The 18,994-nt window shown below is 70.4% G+C and carries 18 protein-coding genes; 10 read left to right on the top strand and 8 right to left on the bottom strand.

The window, feature by feature from the left end:
• Positions 1-120 precede the first annotated feature (120 nt).
• Positions 121-906 carry a DNA repair protein RecO gene (gene recO, locus AC4F3Q_RS11820; RefSeq protein ID WP_491040136.1) on the top strand — a complete coding sequence of 262 codons (786 nt, stop codon included), beginning with the start codon at positions 121-123 and terminating at the stop codon, positions 904-906.
• Entirely contained in the window at positions 907-1,725 is an 819-nt protein-coding gene (locus AC4F3Q_RS11825) for an isoprenyl transferase (RefSeq protein WP_168447162.1), read from the top strand.
• Here AC4F3Q_RS11825 and AC4F3Q_RS11830 read toward each other — a convergent pair.
• From AC4F3Q_RS11830 to AC4F3Q_RS11850, 5 genes are read right to left on the bottom strand one after another with little or no spacing between them, the layout of a single operon-like run.
• Positions 1,686-2,249 (bottom strand): DedA family protein, encoded by a 564-nt coding sequence (locus AC4F3Q_RS11830; RefSeq protein WP_286189392.1) that lies wholly within the window; start codon positions 2,247-2,249, stop codon positions 1,686-1,688. The genes AC4F3Q_RS11825 and AC4F3Q_RS11830 overlap by 40 nt on opposite strands.
• Entirely contained in the window at positions 2,246-2,623 is a 378-nt protein-coding gene (locus AC4F3Q_RS11835; protein WP_491040137.1) for a Fur family transcriptional regulator, read from the bottom strand. The genes AC4F3Q_RS11830 and AC4F3Q_RS11835 overlap by 4 nt, the downstream gene beginning before the upstream one ends.
• A gap of 5 nt (positions 2,624-2,628) precedes the next feature.
• A complete protein-coding gene (locus AC4F3Q_RS11840; RefSeq protein ID WP_491040138.1) occupies positions 2,629-3,525 on the bottom strand; it encodes a metal ABC transporter permease in 897 nt (298 codons plus the stop codon).
• Between the two features lies 1 nt (position 3,526).
• The gene (locus tag AC4F3Q_RS11845) at positions 3,527-4,330 is read right to left on the bottom strand and encodes a metal ABC transporter ATP-binding protein (protein WP_491040139.1); all 804 of its coding nucleotides are present in this window, start codon (positions 4,328-4,330) and stop codon (positions 3,527-3,529) included.
• The gene (locus AC4F3Q_RS11850) at positions 4,323-5,276 is read right to left on the bottom strand and encodes a metal ABC transporter substrate-binding protein (protein WP_491040140.1); all 954 of its coding nucleotides are present in this window, start codon (positions 5,274-5,276) and stop codon (positions 4,323-4,325) included. Before AC4F3Q_RS11850 ends, AC4F3Q_RS11845 begins: the two co-directional genes overlap by 8 nt.
• A gap of 118 nt (positions 5,277-5,394) precedes the next feature.
• Here AC4F3Q_RS11850 and AC4F3Q_RS11855 point away from each other — a divergent pair, with 118 nt between their 5' ends.
• The 4 genes from AC4F3Q_RS11855 to dusB all read left to right on the top strand — a co-directional run bounded on the left by AC4F3Q_RS11855 (position 5,395) and on the right by dusB (position 9,316).
• Positions 5,395-6,783 carry a glycine--tRNA ligase gene (locus AC4F3Q_RS11855; protein ID WP_168447167.1) on the top strand — a complete coding sequence of 463 codons (1,389 nt, stop codon included), beginning with the start codon at positions 5,395-5,397 and terminating at the stop codon, positions 6,781-6,783.
• A gap of 96 nt (positions 6,784-6,879) precedes the next feature.
• The gene (locus AC4F3Q_RS11860; RefSeq protein ID WP_491040141.1) at positions 6,880-7,416 is read left to right on the top strand and encodes a hypothetical protein; all 537 of its coding nucleotides are present in this window, start codon (positions 6,880-6,882) and stop codon (positions 7,414-7,416) included.
• 66 nt (positions 7,417-7,482) lie between these two features.
• A complete protein-coding gene (locus AC4F3Q_RS11865; RefSeq protein WP_491040142.1) occupies positions 7,483-8,088 on the top strand; it encodes a hypothetical protein in 606 nt (201 codons plus the stop codon).
• Between the two features lie 34 nt (positions 8,089-8,122).
• On the top strand, positions 8,123-9,316 hold the full coding sequence (dusB, locus tag AC4F3Q_RS11870) for a tRNA dihydrouridine synthase DusB (RefSeq protein WP_491040143.1): 1,194 nt from the start codon (positions 8,123-8,125) through the stop codon (positions 9,314-9,316).
• 29 nt (positions 9,317-9,345) lie between these two features.
• Here the strand turns inward: dusB and AC4F3Q_RS11875 are convergent, their stop codons facing one another.
• From AC4F3Q_RS11875 to AC4F3Q_RS11885, 3 genes are all read right to left on the bottom strand, one after another.
• A complete protein-coding gene (locus AC4F3Q_RS11875) occupies positions 9,346-9,990 on the bottom strand; it encodes an MOSC domain-containing protein (protein WP_491040144.1) in 645 nt (214 codons plus the stop codon).
• Between the two features lie 62 nt (positions 9,991-10,052).
• Positions 10,053-11,771, bottom strand: coding sequence for a glycoside hydrolase family 13 protein (locus tag AC4F3Q_RS11880; protein WP_491040145.1), 1,719 nt, complete (start codon positions 11,769-11,771; stop codon positions 10,053-10,055).
• A 110-nt stretch (positions 11,772-11,881) separates the two neighbouring features.
• Positions 11,882-12,898: a LacI family DNA-binding transcriptional regulator gene (locus AC4F3Q_RS11885; protein ID WP_491040146.1), complete on the bottom strand. Its 1,017-nt coding sequence runs from the start codon at positions 12,896-12,898 to the stop codon at positions 11,882-11,884.
• Positions 12,899-13,165: 267 nt separating this feature from the next.
• Between AC4F3Q_RS11885 and AC4F3Q_RS11890 the strand changes: the two genes are divergently transcribed.
• The 4 genes from AC4F3Q_RS11890 to AC4F3Q_RS11905 all read left to right on the top strand — a co-directional run bounded on the left by AC4F3Q_RS11890 (position 13,166) and on the right by AC4F3Q_RS11905 (position 18,980).
• Positions 13,166-14,425 carry a sugar ABC transporter substrate-binding protein gene (locus tag AC4F3Q_RS11890; protein WP_491040147.1) on the top strand — a complete coding sequence of 420 codons (1,260 nt, stop codon included), beginning with the start codon at positions 13,166-13,168 and terminating at the stop codon, positions 14,423-14,425.
• A 157-nt stretch (positions 14,426-14,582) separates the two neighbouring features.
• Positions 14,583-16,217, top strand: coding sequence for an ABC transporter permease subunit (locus AC4F3Q_RS11895; protein WP_491040148.1), 1,635 nt, complete (start codon positions 14,583-14,585; stop codon positions 16,215-16,217).
• 1 nt (position 16,218) lies between these two features.
• Positions 16,219-17,124, top strand: a complete 906-nt coding sequence (locus AC4F3Q_RS11900; protein ID WP_491040149.1) for a sugar ABC transporter permease — start codon at positions 16,219-16,221, stop codon at positions 17,122-17,124.
• Entirely contained in the window at positions 17,121-18,980 is a 1,860-nt protein-coding gene (locus tag AC4F3Q_RS11905) for a glycoside hydrolase family 13 protein (RefSeq protein ID WP_491040150.1), read from the top strand. The genes AC4F3Q_RS11900 and AC4F3Q_RS11905 overlap by 4 nt, the downstream gene beginning before the upstream one ends.
• Positions 18,981-18,994: the final 14 nt, after the last annotated feature.

Here is an 18,994-nt window from a genome sequence, read left to right on the forward strand (position 1 = left end):
GCCGGCCGGTCCCCGCAACAGGGGGCCGGCCGGTGTCGTGCGCGGGGAGGACCTGCGAAGGTGCGCGGCGCGCACGAGCTCCTGACGGCTCGTGGCAGAGGGATGGCGGACAATGGTCAGGTGCCCCTGTACCGAGACGAAGCGATCGTCCTGCGCGCCCAGAAGCTGGGCGAGGCGGACCGCATCGTCACGCTCCTGACGCGTGAGCACGGGAAGGTGCGCGCTGTGGGCAAGGGCGTGCGCAGGACGTCGTCACGCTTCGGCGCACGCCTCGAACCTTTCATGTACGTCGACCTCCAGCTCCATGTCGGCCGGTCGCTCGACGTCGTGACGCAGGCCGACACGCTCGGCGCTTTCGCACGTCCCGTGTGCGAGGACTATGCGCTGTACACGGCTGGCACCGTCATGCTCGAGACTGCGGACAGGCTCGTCGCCGACGAGCGGGAGCCGTCCCTCCAGCAGTTCTGGCTGCTCGTCGGGGCCGTGCGCTCGCTCGCGGAGCGACGCCAGGACCCGGGTCTGGTCCTCGACTCGTACCTCTTGCGCGCCCTCGCCGTCGGCGGCTGGGCGCCGAGCTTCACCGAGTGTGCGCTGTGCGGCACGCCTGGACCTCACCACGCGTTCTCGGTCGCCTCCGGCGGGGCCGTGTGCAGCCGGTGCCGCCCGCCCGGGTCGACCGCGCCGGCTCCCGAGACGTTCGCGCTCCTCGCTGCGCTGCTCGCGGGCGACTGGGCGAACGCCGTGCTCGCCGAGGAACGGCACCGTCGCGAGGCGAGCGGTCTGGTCGCCGCGTACAGCCAGTTCCACCTCGAGCGGACGCTGCGCTCCCTGCGCATGGTCGACCGCGACGACCGCGACCGCTCGGCACCCACAGCTCCCGCCCACCGACCCGTGGAGGCCCGCTAGATGGCCAGGTCCTCGTCTGCCCGCCCCGCCGGCACGCGCCAGCCGGTGCCGCCGCCACCGCACCCCTCGGGTGAGGTCGCGCCGTCGGTACCGCCCGAGCTCGTGCCGCAGCACGTCGCCGTCGTCATGGACGGCAACGGCCGGTGGGCCAACGCGCGCGGTCTTCCGCGCACGGCTGGCCACGCCGCCGGCGAGGCTGCGCTCCTCGACGTCGTCGCGGGTGCGATCGACATCGGGGTCAAGCACGTGTCGGCGTACGCCTTCTCGACCGAGAACTGGAAGCGGTCCCCCGAGGAGGTGCGCTTCCTCATGGGCTTCTCGCGCGACGTCCTGCGCCGTCAACGGGACACGCTCGACGAGTGGGGCGTCCGGGTGCGGTGGTCGGGCCGTCGCCCCCGGCTGTGGCGCTCGGTCATCAAGGAGCTCGAAGAGGCTGAGCGTCGCACCCTGGGCAACGACGTGTGCACGCTGACGATGTGTGTCAACTACGGCGGGCGCGCCGAGATCGCGGACGCGGCGAAGGCGATCGGCCGCGAGGTCGCAGCGGGGCGTCTCGACCCGGAGCGGATCACGGAGCGCACCGTGCAGCGGTTCCTCGACGAGCCTGACCTGCCCGACGTCGACCTGTTCCTCCGGAGCTCGGGCGAGCAGCGGACGTCGAACTTCATGCTGTGGCAATCGGCTTATGCCGAGCTCGTGTTCTTCCCGGAGCCCTGGCCGGACTTCGACCGTCGCACGCTGTGGCGCGCGGTCGAGGAGTACGCGCGGCGGGACCGTCGCTACGGTGCGGCGGTCGACGCGCCCGTCGAGCCGGCCTGAGCCGCGCGTCGTCGTGCACGGCGTCGGACGACGTGCGCGACGACGATCGCCGTGAGGGCGAGGAGCGCGGCGAGCCCCCAGGGTGAGCCGGCGAACGCGGCGACGAGCGACGTCCAGGCAGCCCAGCCGATCGTCGCGTAGATGACACCGTGCGCCGCGCAGCCGAGGATCATCGCCGGGAGGTAGCGGGCGAACGGCATCCGGGTGACGCCTGCGGCCGTGTTGACGACCGTCTTGGTGCCGGGGAGCAGATAGCTCGCCGGCACGATCGCGACGCCCCACCGGTGGATCGCGGCGACGCCGCGGTCCGTGCCGCCGCCCTCGATCCAGCCGCGGAAGCGTGGGAAGCGCGTCGGTCGGTCGGCCGTCTGGGTGAGCGCGCGCGTCGTGATGCTGCGCGCGATCCAGTAGAACGCCTGGTTGCGGATGAATGCGATGCCGCCGAATGTCACGAACAGCACCCAGAAGGGGCTCGTGTGGGCGTCGGGCAGGAGCCCGGCCGTGACGGCGGCGGGGAGCGTCATGCCTGGGCGCAGGTCTCGCAGGTCCCGAACAGCTCGATCGTGTGCTCGATGTCCCGGAAACCGTGGGAGTCGCCCACGAGCGCGGCCCAGGCCTCGACGGTCGGCCCGTCGATCTCGACGGTGCGCCCGCACGAGCGGCACACGAGGTGGTGATGGTGCTCGCGCCGGGCGCACCGGCGGAACAGGTTCTCGCCGTCGGCTGTCCGCAGGACGTCGACGTCCTCGCTCTCGGCGAGCGCCTGCAGCGCCCGGTAGACGGTCGCGAGGCCGATGCTCTCGCCGCGCTCGCCGAGCGCGTCGTGCAGCTGCTGGGCGGAGCGGAACTCGTCGGTCTGGCCGAGCGTGTCCCAGATGGCGGCGCGCTGCCGCGTCATACGTCTCACGGTGCCTCCAGGATGACGTCGGACGTGACGTCCGGGTGGGGGTCGTGGTGCCCTCGTCGCCGCGCGAGCAGGGGGCTCGCCACCGCGACAACCGCGTACACGGCGATCGCGAGCACGACGATCATCGCACCCGGCGACACGTTGACCCAGTAGGTCAGGGAGAGCCCGACGACGCAGATGACGACGCCGGTCATGATCGCGAGCCGCATCGTCCAGACGAAGGACTTCGTGACGAGCTGCGCGATCGCGACGGGCACGATCATGAGCGCGGAGACGAGGAGCAGCCCGACGACGCGCATCGCGACAGTCACGGTGAGCGCAGACATCACGGCGATCGCGATGTTGAGGAACCGGACGGGCAGGCCGGACGCGCGCGCGAACTCCTCGTCCTGCGAGACGGCGAAGAGCGCGGTGCGCAGGCCCAGCCCGAGACCGAGGACGACGAGGGCGAGGACCGCGGTCAGGACGAGGTCCGTCGTCGTGACGACGGAGATCGAACCGAACAGGTAGGTCATGAGGTTCGAGCTCTGCCCGCCGGCGAGCTCGATGATGAGCACACCGCCCGCGATGCCGCCGTAGAACAGGAGGGCGAGCGCGACGTCGCCGCTCGTGCGCCCCCGTTCCCGCACGACCTCGATGCCGATGGCCCCGATGATCGCCGTGAGGACCGCACCGGGGATCGCGAGGGCGTCCTGCGTGAGGCCCAGCCCGGCGCCGACGAGCCACCCGAGCGCGACACCCGTGAGGGCGACGTGACCGATGCCGTCGCCGAGGAGCGAGAGCTTGCGCTGGACGAGGTACGTGCCCATGACGGGGGCCACGACGCCCACGAGCAGGGCGGCGAGGAGCGCGCGCTGCATGAGCGGCGTCTGGAGCATCTCGACGATCTCCATGTCACGCTCCTTCGCTGAAGAGGTGCTCGGGCAGGACGGGTGGCAGGGAGCGGGGCTCTGGGTCGCCGTGGACGTGCACGTGGTCGTGGTCGGCGGCGTCGTGGCCGTGCGCGGCGCGCGGCGGTGCGCCGTCGTGCACGATGCGGCCGTGGCGCAGCACGACGGCGCGGGAGATGAGGTCGGCGAGCTCGCCGAGCTCGTGCAGCACGACGACGATCGTGCGACCGCTAGCGACGAGGCGGCGCAGCGTGGCGGCGAGCGCTTCCTGGGAGGGGTGGTCGACGCCGGCGACGGGCTCGTCGAGGATGAGCAGCTCGGGGTCGCGGACGAGGGCGCGAGCGATGAGCACGCGCTGCTGCTGGCCGCCGGAGAGCTCGGTGACGGCCTGGTCCCGGCGGTGGGCGAGCCGGACCTCGGTGAGCGCGGCGTCGACGCGGGCGCGCCAGTCGCGGGGCTTGCGCAGCGAGCGGGAGGTCAGGAGGCCCGACGCGACGATCTCGGCGACCGTCGCGGGCACGCCGGCGGACGCGCCGACCCGCTGCGGGACGTAGCCCACGCGGTCCCAGGGTGCGGAAGGGCCGAGCGGCGCGCCGAGGATCTTGACGGTGCCCTCCGTCACGGGGACGGCGCGCACGAGGGAGCGGACGAGCGTCGACTTGCCCGAACCGTTGGTGCCGAGCACGGCGACGACCTCGCCGCGCTCGACGCGCAGGTCGATGCCGTGCAGGATCTGGGAGCCTTCGAGCCGCACGCCGAGGCCGCGGACGTCGAGCGCCGGGCTGGCCGGCTCATTCTGGTCAGGCACAGCCGAGCGCCTCCTTGAGAGCGGTGAGGTTCGCGGTCATCGCGACGAGGTAGTCGTCGTCGGCGGCGAGCTGGGCGTCGGTGCGGGACTCGAGCGGGTCGAGGACGGCGGTCGAGATGCCGAGGTCGTCGGCGAGGACCTCCGCCACCTTGGCGGTCGCCGCAGACTCGGAGAACACGGTGCTCACACCAGCCTCGGAGATCACCTTCGACACTTCCCGCAGGCGGGCGGGAGAGGGCTCCGTCTCGGGGTCGAGGCCCGAGATGCCGACCTGCTCGAGGTCGTACCGGTGGGCGAGGTAGCCGAACGCCTCGTGCGTCGTGACGAAGGTGCGGCTGTCGCAGCTCGCGAGGCCGGTCGTGAACGACTCGTCGAGGGCGGTCAGGGTCGCGACGAGCTCGGCGGCGCGCTCACGGTAGCCCGCGGCGTCGTCCGGGTCTGCGGCGGCGAAGGTCTCGCCCACCTCGGTGGCGAGCCCGGCGAGGAGGGTCGGGTCGAGCCAGAAGTGCGGGTCGAGGCTGCCGTGGTCGTGGCCGTCGTGCGACTCGCTCTCGCCCTCGTCGTCGTGCTCCGCGTCGGCGTCGAGCTCGGCGAAGCGGGCGGCGTCGAGCACGGCCTTCGGCGCGCCGTCGGCGACGGCCTGGTCGACGGCGGCCTGGAAGCCGGACTGGTAGACGACGACGTCGGCCTGGCCGACCGTGCGCAGCGTCGCGGGCGAGAGCTCGAGGCTGTGCGGCTCGCCGCCGGGCGGGGTGAGGTTGGAGACGCTGACGGCGGGACCTCCGACCTGCTCGGCGACGAACTGGAGCGGGTAGAACGACGTGAGGACGTCGAGGGCGGCGTCCGGGTCGTTCGAGTTGGACGAGCAGCCTGCGGTGCCGAGCGCGAAGGCGAGGGCGGCTGCGGCGGTCACGAGGGTGCGGGGGCGGAAGGTCACGTCCCACATTCTCAACGGTAATGAGAACCATTGTCAAAATGAGGGCTCGCAGGCCGGGTAGCCTGGAACCTTGCAACCGCCCCGCAAGCCATGCGCGGGCGTCGACCATGTCAACGGAGTGATTTCAGTGGCCGCACCGTCCAAGCGTCTCGACGCAGTCGTCTCCCTCGCCAAGCGCAGGGGCTTCGTCTTCCAGTCTGGTGAGATCTACGGCGGCTCCCGCTCCGCCTGGGACTACGGGCCCCTCGGCGCCGAGCTCAAGGAGAACATCAAGCGCCAGTGGTGGCAGTCGATGGTCCGCGGTCGCGACGACGTCGTCGGGATCGACTCCGCGGTCATCCTCCCCAAGAAGGTCTGGGAGGCCTCCGGCCACGTCGCCGTCTTCACCGACCCCCTCGTCGAGTGCACGAGCTGCCACAAGCGCTACCGTGCCGACCACCTGCTCGAGGAGTTCGAGGAGAAGAAGGGGCGCGTCCCCGAGAACGGCCTCGCCGACATCGTCTGCTCCGCGTGCGGCACCAAGGGTGCATGGACCGAGCCGCAGAACTTCTCGGGCCTCCTCAAGACCTACCTCGGCCCCGTCGACAACGAGGAAGGGCTGCACTACCTGCGCCCCGAGACCGCCCAGGGCATCTTCGTGAACTTCGCCAACGTCCAGGGCGCCTCCCGCAAGAAGCCCCCGTTCGGCATCGGCCAGATCGGCAAGTCCTTCCGCAACGAGATCACGCCCGGGAACTTCATCTTCCGCACACGTGAGTTCGAGCAGATGGAGATGGAGTTCTTCGTCGAGCCCGGCACGGACGAGGAGTGGCACCAGACCTGGATCGACACGCGCATGGCCTGGTACACGGACCTCGGCATCGCGCCGGAGAACCTGCGCCTGTACGAGCACCCCAAGGAGAAGCTCTCCCACTACTCCAAGCGGACGGTCGACATCGAGTACCGCTTCGGCTTCACGGGCAGCGAGTGGGGCGAGCTCGAGGGCATCGCGAACCGCACCGACTTCGACCTCAAGACCCACTCGGAGATCTCAGGCAAGGACCTGTCCTACTTCGACCAGGCCAAGAACGAGCGCTACTACCCGTACGTGATCGAGCCTGCGGCAGGTCTCACGCGCTCGCTCATGGCCTTCCTCGTCGAGGCGTACGCCGAGGACGAGGCGCCGAACGCGAAGGGCGGCGTCGACGTCCGCACGGTCCTGCGCCTCGACCCCCGACTCGCGCCCGTCAAGGCCGCGGTCCTGCCGCTGTCCCGCAACGAGCAGCTCTCGCCCAAGGCACGCGACCTCGCCGCACAGCTGCGCAAGACCTGGAACATCGACTTCGACGACGCCGGCGCGATCGGCCGTCGCTACCGTCGCCAGGACGAGATCGGCACGCCGTTCTGCATCACCGTCGACTTCGACACCCTCGAGGACCACGCCGTGACGATCCGGCACCGTGACTCGATGGAGCAGGAGCGCGTCGCGCTCGACCAGGTCGAGGGCTACCTCGCAGCGCGCCTGATCGGCGCCTGACAGCACCCCAGCAGGACGACGCACCGGAGGCCGGCAGGCGACGCAGCCGGCCTCCGGCGTTGTTCTCGGAGCAACACGGGACGTTACGCTGCGCGCATGAACCCGGAACCGTCGCTCCCGCGCGCCGTGGACGCGACGCCGCTGCCCGGGACGGCGCAGAGCCCGGCGCTGCCCTGGTGGGTCGGCCCCGCGGCTGCGCTCGCCGGCCTCGTCACGACGGGCCTGCCGCTCGCGTTCGTGCTCAGGCCGAGAGAGGTCGTCTATCTGCCGGACGACGCACGTCCCGTCGAGCCTGGGCTGTTCGACCTGATCGCGGTCCCGAAGCTTTGGTTGCTCGTGCTCGTCATCGCGCTCGCCGCGCTCGTGTTCGGGACGCTCGTGCACACGATGCTCAAGCGATCCCTGCGACGTGGTGTACCGCTGTCGCCGTGGCGTCTGGGCGCCGTCTCGAGCCTGGCGTGGCTCGTGGTCCTGCCGGTGATGGGCGGTGGCTTCTCGCTCGTCGTCATCGTGTTCACGGCGGGGATCGCCGCGCTCGTGCTCGGCGGCGCGATCGTGGCGTTCTGCCTGCCCGGCTCGGTCCTGGCAACGGCGGCCGTCGCGCGGCTGGCCACACGTGACAAGACCGTATGACGGACGTCCCGGACGACGTGCCCGCCGCGCCGTCTGGCCCGTGCGCACGTCGGTTACGGTGACGTCATGACCAACGCGCAGGGGCAAGACGCGGGAATGCTGGTTCCTGGGGTACACGTCCCCGTCCTCGGATCGCCCGTCGGCGCGAGGCCCGCGCCCCGTCCGCTACGCCGACGCCTGCCCCTGCCGCTCGTCGCACCCGTGTCGGTCGTGGCGATCTACGCGGCTCTCGTGCTCGCAGCGCTCGGCTGGGCGGCCGTGCAGTGGGCGTTCCGACCGTCTCCCGCGGTCACCGTCGTGGAGCCCGTGGCCCCCGAACCGGCACGGCTGGACCTGCTCGGACCGGTCCTGTCCGTGCCCGCGCTGCTCATGGTCAGTGCTGCGGCTGCGGTCCTCGGCGCCGGTGCACTGTGGTGCGCGCGGCGGCCCTCCGCACTGCGTACCGGCGCGGTCGTCAGCGCTGCGATCGTCGTGCCGGTCGTCCTCGCGACGGTCGTCGTGACGATCTTCTCGGGCCAGGGTGCTGGCTCGCTCGACCTCTTCGTCTCGCTCTTGTCCGTCGGCCTCATCACGGTCGGGCTGCCCGTCGTGCTCACGATGGTCGCCGTCCTGCACCAGGCTGGTGCGACCGTCCGCCACGGAGGCGGCTATCCCGTGGTTCCCGCCGGCTGAGAGGTAGCCGGCCGGCGATGGGATGATGGAGCCCATGAGCACCACCGCCCTCGACCCGACGACCGCACGCCGCCCCGGCGAGCGGCTCCTCCCGCCGCTGCAGATCGGCCCGCACTCGATCGACACCCCCGTCGTCCTCGCGCCGATGGCCGGCGTCACGAACGGCGCGTTCCGTCGACTGTGCCGCGAGCACGGTGCGGGCCTCTACGTCGCGGAGATGGTGACGTCACGGGCGCTCGTCGCGCGCAACGAGGAGTCCTTGCGGATCGTCACGTTCGACGAGGACGAGAAGGTGCGCTCGGCGCAGGTGTACGGCGTCGACCCGGCGACCGTGGGCGCTGCGGTGAAGATCATCGCGGGGGAGGGGCGCGCAGACCACGTCGACCTGAACTTCGGTTGCCCTGTGCCCAAGGTGACGCGCAAGGGCGGTGGCGCCGCGCTGCCGTGGAAGCGGGAGCTGTTCACGCGCATCGTCGAGGCCGCCGTCGAGGCGGCGGCTCCCTACGGCGTGCCCGTGACCGTCAAGATGCGCAAGGGCATCGATGCCGAGCACCACACCTACCTCGAGGCAGGCCTGATCGCGGAAGGCCTCGGGGTCGCTGCGGTCGCGCTGCACGCGCGCACGGCCGCCGAGTACTACTCGGGCCACGCCGACTGGTCCGCGATCGCGGAGCTCAAGCGCACGGTCACCTCGATCCCGGTCCTCGGCAACGGGGACATCTGGAGCGCTGAGGACGCGGTCGCGATGGTCGAGCAGACGGGCTGCGACGGTGTCGTCGTCGGGCGCGGCTGCCAGGGGCGGCCGTGGCTGTTCGCCGATCTTGCCGCGGCGTTCGACGGGCGCGACGAGCGCGTGCGCCCGGGCCTGCGCATGGTCGCCGACACGATCTACCGGCACGGCGAGCTCATGGTCGAGGAGTTCGGTGACGAGGACAAGGGCATGCGCGACCTGCGCAAGCACATGGCCTGGTACCTCAAGGGCTACCCGGTGGGCGGCGACAGCCGGCGCGGCCTCGCGATGGTCTCGACGCTCGCGGAGCTGCGCGCGCTGCTCGACGCGCTCGACCTGGACCAGCCGTACCCCGGCGAGGCTGCCGAGGGCACGCGCGGACGGCAGGGGACGCCGAAGAGGCCGCACCTCCCTGAGGGGTGGCTCGACTCGCGTGAGCTCGACGACGACTTCCGGGCCAGGCTGGCCGAGGCCGAGCTCTCCGTCTCGGGCGGCTAGGCTCCCGGGCGCCGAGGCTCGGCGAGTCGTCAGCGGACGGCAAACCTCGTCACCTTGTCGACCATGTGGTCGGCGAGGCGGACGGCGCCTGACTCGTGGGCGTCGAGCAGCGCCCGTGCCGAGTCCTGCGTCGGGTCGGTGAACCACGACGCGACGGTCACCCCGTGCCCGGGGCGCGAGACCAGCTCGATCGGGTCGCCCGCGCGCACCGTCCCGGGCTGGAGGACCCGGAGGTACGTCCCGACGAGCCCGGCCTCACCGAAGCGGCGCACCCAGCGCGGCTCGCGCATCCGGTCGGCGAAGGTCGCGCACGGTGTGCGGGGCATGGTCGCCTCGACGACGACGTCGTCGCCGATGCGCCACGTCTCACCGATGATCGCGGCCGACGTCTCGACGCCCGCGACCCGGAGGTTCTCGCCGAAGAGGCCCGGGGGGACCGGCCGGCCGAGACGCCGCGCCCACTCCTCGGCCTCGTGCTCGGCGTACGCGTACAGGGCCTTGTCCGGCCCGCCGTGGTGCTTCTTGTCCGCCTGGGTGTCGCCCTCGAGGCCCAGCAGGCCGACGGCGACAGGTTCTGCCGTCGCGGTCTTGTCGATCGAGGTCTCCCTCCCGAGGGAGGGCACGTGGACGGGGCGCGGCGCGCGGCAGACGGCGACGAGGGTGGCTTCGGTCACGCGTCGATCCTAGGTGGCGGTGCGCGCGCCCGCCGGTGTGCGGCGGACGCGCGGCGCCGCGCTCAGGCGCTCTCGGGAAGCGCCCACACCGTCGTGTCGGTGGGCACGCCGTCGTCCACGGGGCCGCTCGCGACGAGGACCTTGTACCCGACGGGCACCTCGACGGGCGTGCCGCCCAGGTTCGTCATGACGAGCAGGTCGCCGTTGCGGAAGGCGACGACCGCCGGGTCGTCCGCGAACGCGTCGACCCACGCGAGGTCACCCGCCCCGAGCCCGAGCCGACGGCGCTCGGCGAGCGCCGCGCGATACAGCTCGTAGGTCGAGCCGTCGACCCCGCGCTGACGGTCAGCAGCGAGCTCGCGGTAGCTGTCGGGCTGGGGGAGCCAGGTCGCGGCGCTCGGGCCGAAGCCGAGCCCCGGCGCGTCGCCCGCCCACGGCATCGGGACGCGGCAGCCGTCGCGGCCCGCCTCGGTGTGCCCGGTGCGGAACCATGCGGGGTCCTGGCGCAGGGAGTCGTCGAGCGTCGTGTGCTCGGGCAGGCCGAGCTCCTCGCCCTGGTACAGGTACGCGGAGCCGGGCAGCGCGAGCATCTGGAGGGTGGCCGCGCGGGCGCGCCGCAGGCCCACGACCGCGTCCGGCTGCGGTTCGTGCGCGCGGATGCCGTTGGGTCGTCCGCCGCCGGGGATCGCGAGCCGCGACGCGTGCCGCACGACGTCATGGTTCGACAGGACCCAGGTCGTCGGCGCGCTGACCTCGTCGTAGGCGCCGAGCGACGTCGTCACGACGTCGCGGAGCGCCGCGGCGTCCCACGGGGTCGTCAGGTAGGCGAAGTTGAACGCCTGCTGCATCTCGTCGGGACGGACGTAGCGAGCGAGGGCCGAGAGCGGCTCGACCCAGGCTTCGGCGCAGAGTGCGCGGTCGCCGTCGTACTCGGCGAGGACCGTGTTCCACTCGCGGTAGATCTCGTGGACGCCGGGCTGGTCGAACATCGGGGTGAGCGCGGTGACGTTCGCGGCCTCGCCCGTCGAGCCGTCGACCATGGACGTGTTGCCGTCCCAGTCCGGCAGGCCCTCTCGCTTGACCATGCCGTGCGCGACATCGACGCGGAACCCGTCGACGCCCTTGTCGAGCCAGAACCGCAAGATGTCGACCATCTCTGCGCGCACCTCAGGGTTGGTCCACTCGAGGTCGGGCTGGGAGGAGTCGAACATGTGCAGGTACCACTGCGTGTCGGTTGCTCCGAGGCGGGCGGCGTCGGGGTGCTTGTCGACGCGCGTCCAGGCGGGCCCGCCGAAGACGGAGCCCCAGTTGTTCGGCGGTTCCTCGCCGTTCGCCTTGCCGTCGCGGAACATGTAGCGGGCACGCTCGGGGCTGCCGGGGCCTGCGGAGAGCGCAGCCTGGAACCACACGTGCTGGTCCGAGGTGTGGTTGGGGACGAGGTCGATGACGACGCGGAGGCCGAGCGCATGGGCGCGCTCGAGGAGCGCGTCGAAGTCTGCGAGGGTCCCGAAGAGCGGGTCCACGTCGCGGTAGTCGGCGACGTCGTACCCGCCGTCGGCCTGTGGTGACCGGTAGAAGGGCGAGAGCCACAGCGCGTCGACGCCGAGCTCGGCAAGGTGGTCGAGGCGCGAGGTGATGCCCGCGAGGTCGCCCATGCCGTCACCGTCGGCGTCCGCGAAGGAGCGCGGGTACACCTGGTAGATCACGGCGTCGCGCCACCACTCGGCGGGCGTGGGGTGTGCGGGGTGGATCGTGGTCGCGGTGACGGGGGTGAACGTCACGGGGGCCTCGTTTCGTCGTCGTGGTGAGCGCCGCAAAGGCTATCGAATCGATTTGATAAACAGTACGCGCAAGGCCCCGGTGGAAGCCACCGGGGCCTTGCGCGTGAGCGTCAGTCGGCGGTCGGAGCCACGCCGGTGGACTCGCGCACGACGAGCTCCGGGTGGAACAGGATCTCCGAACGGGGGATCGGGTCGCCCGCGATCTGCGACATCAGGGATGTCACAGCGGCCGTACCCATCGCGGTGACGGGCTGACGGATCGTCGTGAGCGGCGGGTCCGTGAACGCGATCAGCGGCGAGTCGTCGTACCCGACGATCGAGACGTCGCGAGGGATCTTGAGCCCGCGGCTCCGCGCGGCCCTGGTGGCACCCAGAGCCATGAGGTCCGAACCGCAGATGATCCCTGTGTGACCGCTGTCGATGAGCTCGCCCGCGGCCGCCTGGCCGCCCTCGACCGAGAACAGCGACGTCGCGACGTGCGGTGCGACGTCGTGCTCGCCGAGGTGGCGGGCGATCGACGTGGTGAAACCCTCGACCTTGCGGCGCACCGTGACGTACCGGTCCTGACCGATCGCGAGGCCGATCTTGCGGTGACCGAGCGACACGAGGTGGCGGACCGACAGCTCCATCGAGTTGTAGTCGTCGTTCGAGATGAACGGCGCGTCGATCCCCTCGGCCCAGCCGTTGATCATCACGAGGTGCACCCCGCGGTCGCGCAGGCGGTGGTACCGCTCGTGCGACGCCGTGACGTCGGCGTGGAGCCCGGAGACGAAGATGATGCCGGCGACCCCGTGGTCGAGCAGCATCTCGATGTACTCGTCCTCGGTCGTGCCGCCGGGGGACTGGGTGCACAGCAGGGGCGTGTATCCGTGCTCGGATAGGCGCGACTCGATGACCTGGGCGAACGCCGGGAAGACCGGGTTCGTGAGCTCGGGCACGACGAGGCCGATGAGGCCTGCGGAGTGGCTCTTGAGCTTCTCCGGTCGCTCGTAACCAAGCAGGTCGAGGGCAGCGAGCACCGCCTGACGTGTCTCGCCGGACACGCCCGCCTTGCCGTTCAGCACCCGGGACACGGTCGCGGTGCTGACGCCAGCCTGCACGGCGAGATCGGATAGACGGGTGCGCACGGGTTGCAATGTACGGGACAACAGGCCTCCTTGCCATGATCCGACGCCCGCGACAGATACGTGTCGTCGCTGACGCGCGAGCGTTCGCGCCGCCTGTTGAGCCGTTTGTCCCACCCGGGCGACGCTCGAGTCTAGCCCCTCTGCAATGTTGCGTGAAAGTTACCGTAACGGCTTGCATCCGGTCGACGTCGCGAACTACCGTCGGTCGTATCAGCGCTCGCTACGGATGTCGTGGTGGGCATGGATCAACATTTTGGGAGACATGCGATGCGACGGAGCATCCCCTTCGTGGCCGCGGTCGTCGGGCTCGGCCTGACGCTCACCGCGTGCGGCGGGAACAGCGGCACCGAGACGACCACCACCAAGGCGCCGGAGGCCACGACGACGTCGGAGGCCCCCAAGTTCTCCGGTGAGCTGACCTTCTGGGTCGACGAGGAGCGCATCAAGGACTTCCCCGGCGTCGCGTCCGACTTCGAGGCCGAGTTCGGCGTCAAGGTCAACCTGGTCCAGAAGGCCAACGCCGACATGAAGACCGACTTCCTGGCGCAGGCCCCGACCGGCAAGGGCCCCGACCTGATCGTCGGCGCTCACGACTGGGTCGGCGAGCTCGTCGCGAACGGCGCCGCAGCACCCATCCAGCTCGAGGACGCGTCCGGCCTCTCGGCCGGTTCGCTCAGCGCCTTCTCGTCCGAGGGACAGCTCTACGGCGTTCCCTACGCGGTCGAGAACATCGCGCTCATCCGTAACAACGAGCTCGTCAAGGAGACCCCCGCGACGATCGACGAGCTCATCGCGCAGAACGACGAGACGAAGGCCAAGTACCCGCTCGTCGTCCAGCAGGGCAAGGACGGCGACGCGTACCACCTGAACCCGCTGATGACGTCCTTCGGCATCTCGATCCTCGCGACCGACGCCGACGGCAGCTACATCGGCGAGGCCGGCATCACGGGCACGGGCGGCGACGCCTGGGCCAAGTGGCTCGCCGAGCAGGGCAAGAAGGGCTGGCTGTCCGCGGACATCGACGGCCAGGTTGCGACCGACGCGTTCAAGAACGGCGAGACCCCGTACATCATCACGGGCCCGTGGAACGTCGTGGGTGGCGAGGGCCGCTTCTCCGAGACCGGCATGGACGTCTCCGTCCTGCCGATCCCGTCCGCAGGTGGCGAGACGGCGCGTCCGTTCGCCGGCTACCAGGGCATCTACGTCAGCGCCGAGTCCACCAACAAGGTCGCGGCCAACGCGTTCGTCTCCTACATCGCTCGCGGTGACGTCCAGACGAAGCTCTACAAGGAGGGTGGCCGTATCCCCGTCGCCTCCGAGGCTGCCGCCGCCGTCGACAACGAGCTCCTGAAGGGCTTCGCCCTCGCGGGCCAGGACGCGGTCGCCGCTCCGGGTCTCAAGGAGATGGACTCCATCTGGGGCAACTGGGGCAAGACCCAGGTCGCGATCATCTCCGGCAAGGCCGCCAACCCGGCCGACGCCTGGGCCGAGCTGGGCACCCAGATCAACGACCTCTTCAAGAAGTGATGACCTGCGCGGCCCGCGCTGACGAGGCCGGCAACCGCGCAGCCACCACGCACTGATGTGGAGCCCTCGCCTCTGTGGCGAGGGCTCCACATCATGAGCAGACTGAAGTGACACAACGGTGGGCGCGGTGAGGCGACACCCGACGGAGGCACCCCAAATGAGTGAGCGAAGCGCCCTGTCCGAGACAGGGTCCACGGTCGCGTCAGCGCCCGACCTGACACCGCGTCGGGGCACCACGTCCCACGCCCGTGACATCGGCAAGGGCTTCCTCGTGAAGCTCCTGCTCGTGATGCTCGTCGACGCCCTCGGCGTCTACGGGATCATCACAGCAACCACGATCGGGCACTGGCCGATCGTCGTGTCCCTCGTCGTCGGCCTCGCTGCCGTCAACTGGGTCTACTTCTCGCGCCGCATGGTGCCGCTCAAGTACCTGCTCCCCGGGCTCCTGTTCCTGCTCGTGTACCAGGTCTTCGTCATGGGCTACACGGGCTACGTCGCCTTCACGAACTACGGCACCGGGCACATGCTCACCAAGGATCAGGCGATCGAGCGCCTGCAGCAGTACAACCAGGTGCGTGTCCCCGACTCGCCCACCTACCCGCTCACGGTCCTCCAGCGTGACGGCGAGATCTACTTCGGCATCGTCGACGAGGGCAAGGCCCTCATCGGCAGCGCGGACACCCCCCTCGAGGAGAACCCCGACGCCGAGGTCGTCCAGGCTGGAGAGAAGACGCAGCGCATCGCGTCCGTCCCCGGCTTCGAGACGGTCGACTTCGCCGGGCTGCTCACCCTCGACGAAGACGTCAGCGTGATCACCGTCCCGTGGAGCTCCGACCCCACGAGCGGCAGCCTCAGCACCGACTTCGGCGCCAACGGCTTCCGCAACCAGCCTGCCCTCGCGTACGACGCCGCCGAGGACACGATGACGCACGTCGAGACGGGCGTCGTCTACTTCGCCGAGGACGACGGGTCGTTCACCGCCGCCGACGGGACGACCCTGACGCCCGGATGGCGTGTCTCGGTCGGGTTCGACAACTTCACGCGCATGTTCACCGAGGAGCGCCTCTCGGGACCGTTCCTCAAGGCGGCCACCTGGACCTTCGCGTTCGCCTTCCTCTCGGTAGCGACGACCTTCGCGCTCGGGCTTTTCATCGCGATCACGTTCAACGACGAGCGTGTCCGCGGCCGCAAGATCTACCGGTCGCTCCTGATCCTCCCGTACGCGTTCCCGGGCTTCCTCTCCGCGCTCATCTGGGCCGGGATGCTCAACCGCTCGTACGGCTTCATCAACCAGACGCTCCTCGGCGGCGCTTCCATCGACTGGCTCGGTGACCCGTGGCTCGCCAAGATCGCGATCATCGGCGTCAACCTGTGGCTCGGGTTCCCGTACATGTTCCTGATCACGACCGGCGCCCTGCAGTCCATCCCGAGCGACATCAACGAGGCGGCTCGCATCGACGGCGCCGGCCCCGCGCGAGTGTTCCGCAGCCTGACGCTCCCGCTGCTGCTCGTCTCGGTCACGCCGCTGCTGATCGCGAGCTTCGCGTTCAACTTCAACAACTTCTCGTTGATCTACATGCTCACCAAGGGCGGCCCGGTCTACGTCGGCAACGAGTACGGCCTCGGATCGACGGACATCCTCATCTCGACCGTGTACAAGATCGCGATCGAAGGTGGCGGTGCGAAGGACTACGGGCTCGCGAGCGCCATGTCCATCATCATCTTCCTGATCGTGGGGATCGTGTCCTACATCGGGTTCCGCAAGACCCGCTCGCTCGAGGAGATCAACTGACATGGCTTTCCAGACCTCGGCTCCCGGCACCCCCGTCCAGTACCGCGACACGCGCCCCAAGGGACAGCTCTGGTGGCGGCAGATCGGCTGGCGGCACGTCGTCGCGGTCGCGCTGATCATCTACGCGGTGTTCCCGCTCGTCTTCGCGCTGTCGACGTCGCTCAACCCGGGCGGCTCCATCAGCGGCTCGAGCAAGCTCTTCCAGAACATCGACCTGGCCAACTTCACGAAGCTCTTCGCCGAGACCGACTTCCCGTCGTGGGCGCTGAACTCGATCGTCATCTGCACGATCACCGCGCTGGGCACGCTCCTCATGGGGGCGTCCGCCGCCTACGCGTTCTCCCGGTTCCGCTTCCGTGGGCGCCACGGCGCGCTCACGTCTCTCCTGATCATCCAGATGTTCCCGCAGATGCTCGCGTTCGTCGCGATCTTCCTGCTGCTGCTCTCGCTCGGCGACGTGTTCCCGCTGATCGGCCTCAACCAGGTCCTCGGACTCATCGCGATCTACCTGGGCGGCTCGCTCGGGAGCAACACGTTCCTCATGTACGGGTTCTTCAACACGATCCCGCGTGAGCTCGACGAGGCGGCGAAGCTCGACGGGTGCACGCACGCGCAGATCTTCTGGCAGATCATCCTGCGGCTCGTGCTGCCGATCCTCACCGTCGTGGGGCTGCTGTCCTTCGTCGCGACGTACGGCGACTTCATCATCGCCAAGGTCGTCATGCAGGCGAACGACAAGTTCACGATCGCCGTCGGCCTCTACCAGTGGGCGTCCAACCCGCGCGCCGTGCCGTGGTCGCTGTTCGCCGCAGGCGCGATCATCGCCGCTATCCCGGTCGTGATCCTGTTCCTCTTCCTGCAGAAGTACATCGTCTCCGGCCTCACTGCGGGGTCCGTCAAGGGATGATCGACCGCACCACCCGTGGTGCGGGGGCGCTCATGGCGCTCCCGCACCACGACGGCTCCGAGATCTATGTCCAGCAAGGCCCCTACCAGCTCGGGTCCATCCTCACGGTCCGCGTGCGCGTGCCGCGCGGTTACGGCGAGACCGCCGTGCTCCTGCGCTTCGTCCAGGATGCCGAGCCCCGCACGGTGCGCACCGCTCTCGCCCACAGCGACGAGCATGACCACTGGTACGAGGCGCAGCTCCCGCTGCACAACCCGGTCACGAGCTACCGGTTCGCTCTCGTGCTGCCGGGCGACGTGCACTGGCTCAACGCCCGCGGGGTCCGCGACCGTGGCGTGACGGACGAGAACGACTTCCGCATCACGACCGCCGCTCCCGCGCCCGCGTGGCTCCACCACGCCGTCGTCTACCAGGTGTTCCCGGACCGCTTCGCGCGGTCCGCCGCCGCAGACGCGCGCCCGCTGCCGGACTGGGCCGAGCCCGCCACGTGGGACGACGAGCCTGCCGCGCACGGCGCCCGCACCGGCAAGCAGCTCTACGGCGGTGACCTCGACGGCGTGATCGAGCACCTCGACCACATCGCCGGCCTCGGCGTGACGACGGTCTACCTCACGCCCATCTTCCCGGGACGCTCAGCGCACCGGTACGACGCGTCGACGTTCGACCACGTCGACCCGCTGCTCGGCGGCGACGACGCGCTCGCGCGCCTCAGCGAGGCCCTGCACTCCCGCGGCATGCGGATCATGGGCGACATTACGACGAACCACACGGGCGAGGGACACGAGTGGTTCCACCGCGCCCGCACCGACGAGAGCTGCGCCGAGCGCGACTTCTACTACTGGATCGACGGGGGACCCGGCTACGCGAGCTGGCTCGGGCACAGCAACCTGCCGAAGCTCAACTTCGCGTCGCCGGAGCTCGGCCCGCGCCTGATCGACGGACCTCGCTCGGTCATCGGCAGATGGCTCGAAGCACCCTGGTCGCTCGACGGGTGGCGCGTCGACGTCGCCAACATGACCGGTCGGTACGCCGACGAGGACCACAACGAGGACGTCGGCCGTCGCCTGCGCGCGACGCTCGCCGAGGTGAACCCCGACGCCGCGCTCATCAGCGAGCACTTCCACGACGCGCGGGGCGACCTGTCCGGCGAGACGTGGCACGGCAACATGAACTACACGGCGTTCTCGAACCCGGTGTGGACGTGGCTCGCCGCGCCGGACAACGGCATCCGGTACATGGGTGTCGAAGGGCTCGCGATGCCGCGCCGCACCGGTGCTCAGATGGTCGCCGAGATGCGCGACTTCGACGCCGCCGTCCCGTGGCAGGTCCTGCTGAACCAGTGGAACATGCTCGGCTCGCACGACACCCCGCGCATCCGCACGGTCGTCGGCTCTCGCGAGATGCAGGAGGTCGCCGCCGGTCTCCTGTTCACGTACCTCGGCGTCCCCGCGATGTTCGCGGGCGACGAGCTCGGGCTCACGGGCACGACAGGCGAGCACTCGCGCGTCCCGATGCCGTGGGACAGCCCAGACCGTCGGGACGACGTCATCCATGAGCGCTACCGCACCTTGGCGCGCCTGCGCGCCGAGCACCGTGCGCTGCGCGAAGGTTCGCTGCGCTGGGTCCTCACGGAGGACGACGCCGTGGGCTATGTCCGCGAGACGACCGACGAGGCGCTCCTCGTCGTCGTCGCGCGCGCCCCGTGGGCAGGTGCCGAGCTGCGCCTCGCCGTGCCCGCAGGCACGGCCGCGACGCTCTACGGCAGCGCGGACCTCACGGTCACGGAGCGCGACGGCGCGACGTGCGTCGTCGTCCCGGGCGACGGGCCGGCGGTCGGGGTGTGGAGGCTGCGATGAGCAGCCACGGGCTG

The organism is Flavimobilis sp. BM9 (assembly GCF_058313055.1).

Bases quoted from the DNA above. Each gene is read 5' to 3' on its own strand.
- AC4F3Q_RS11825 (WP_168447162.1), top strand. From the start codon at position 907: ATGGCCAGGTCCTCGTCTGCCCGCCCCGCCGGCACGCGCCAGCCGGTG.
- AC4F3Q_RS11830 (WP_286189392.1), bottom strand. From the start codon at position 2,249: ATGACGCTCCCCGCCGCCGTCACGGCCGGGCTCCTGCCCGACGCCCAC.
- AC4F3Q_RS11835 (WP_491040137.1), bottom strand. From the start codon at position 2,623: ATGACGCGGCAGCGCGCCGCCATCTGGGACACGCTCGGCCAGACCGAC.
- AC4F3Q_RS11840 (WP_491040138.1), bottom strand. From the start codon at position 3,525: ATGGAGATCGTCGAGATGCTCCAGACGCCGCTCATGCAGCGCGCGCTC.
- AC4F3Q_RS11850 (WP_491040140.1), bottom strand. From the start codon at position 5,276: ATGTGGGACGTGACCTTCCGCCCCCGCACCCTCGTGACCGCCGCAGCC.
- AC4F3Q_RS11860 (WP_491040141.1), top strand. From the start codon at position 6,880: ATGAACCCGGAACCGTCGCTCCCGCGCGCCGTGGACGCGACGCCGCTG.
- AC4F3Q_RS11865 (WP_491040142.1), top strand. From the start codon at position 7,483: ATGACCAACGCGCAGGGGCAAGACGCGGGAATGCTGGTTCCTGGGGTA.
- dusB (WP_491040143.1), top strand. From the start codon at position 8,123: ATGAGCACCACCGCCCTCGACCCGACGACCGCACGCCGCCCCGGCGAG.
- AC4F3Q_RS11890 (WP_491040147.1), top strand. From the start codon at position 13,166: ATGCGACGGAGCATCCCCTTCGTGGCCGCGGTCGTCGGGCTCGGCCTG.
- AC4F3Q_RS11895 (WP_491040148.1), top strand. From the start codon at position 14,583: ATGAGTGAGCGAAGCGCCCTGTCCGAGACAGGGTCCACGGTCGCGTCA.
- AC4F3Q_RS11900 (WP_491040149.1), top strand. From the start codon at position 16,219: ATGGCTTTCCAGACCTCGGCTCCCGGCACCCCCGTCCAGTACCGCGAC.
- AC4F3Q_RS11905 (WP_491040150.1), top strand. From the start codon at position 17,121: ATGATCGACCGCACCACCCGTGGTGCGGGGGCGCTCATGGCGCTCCCG.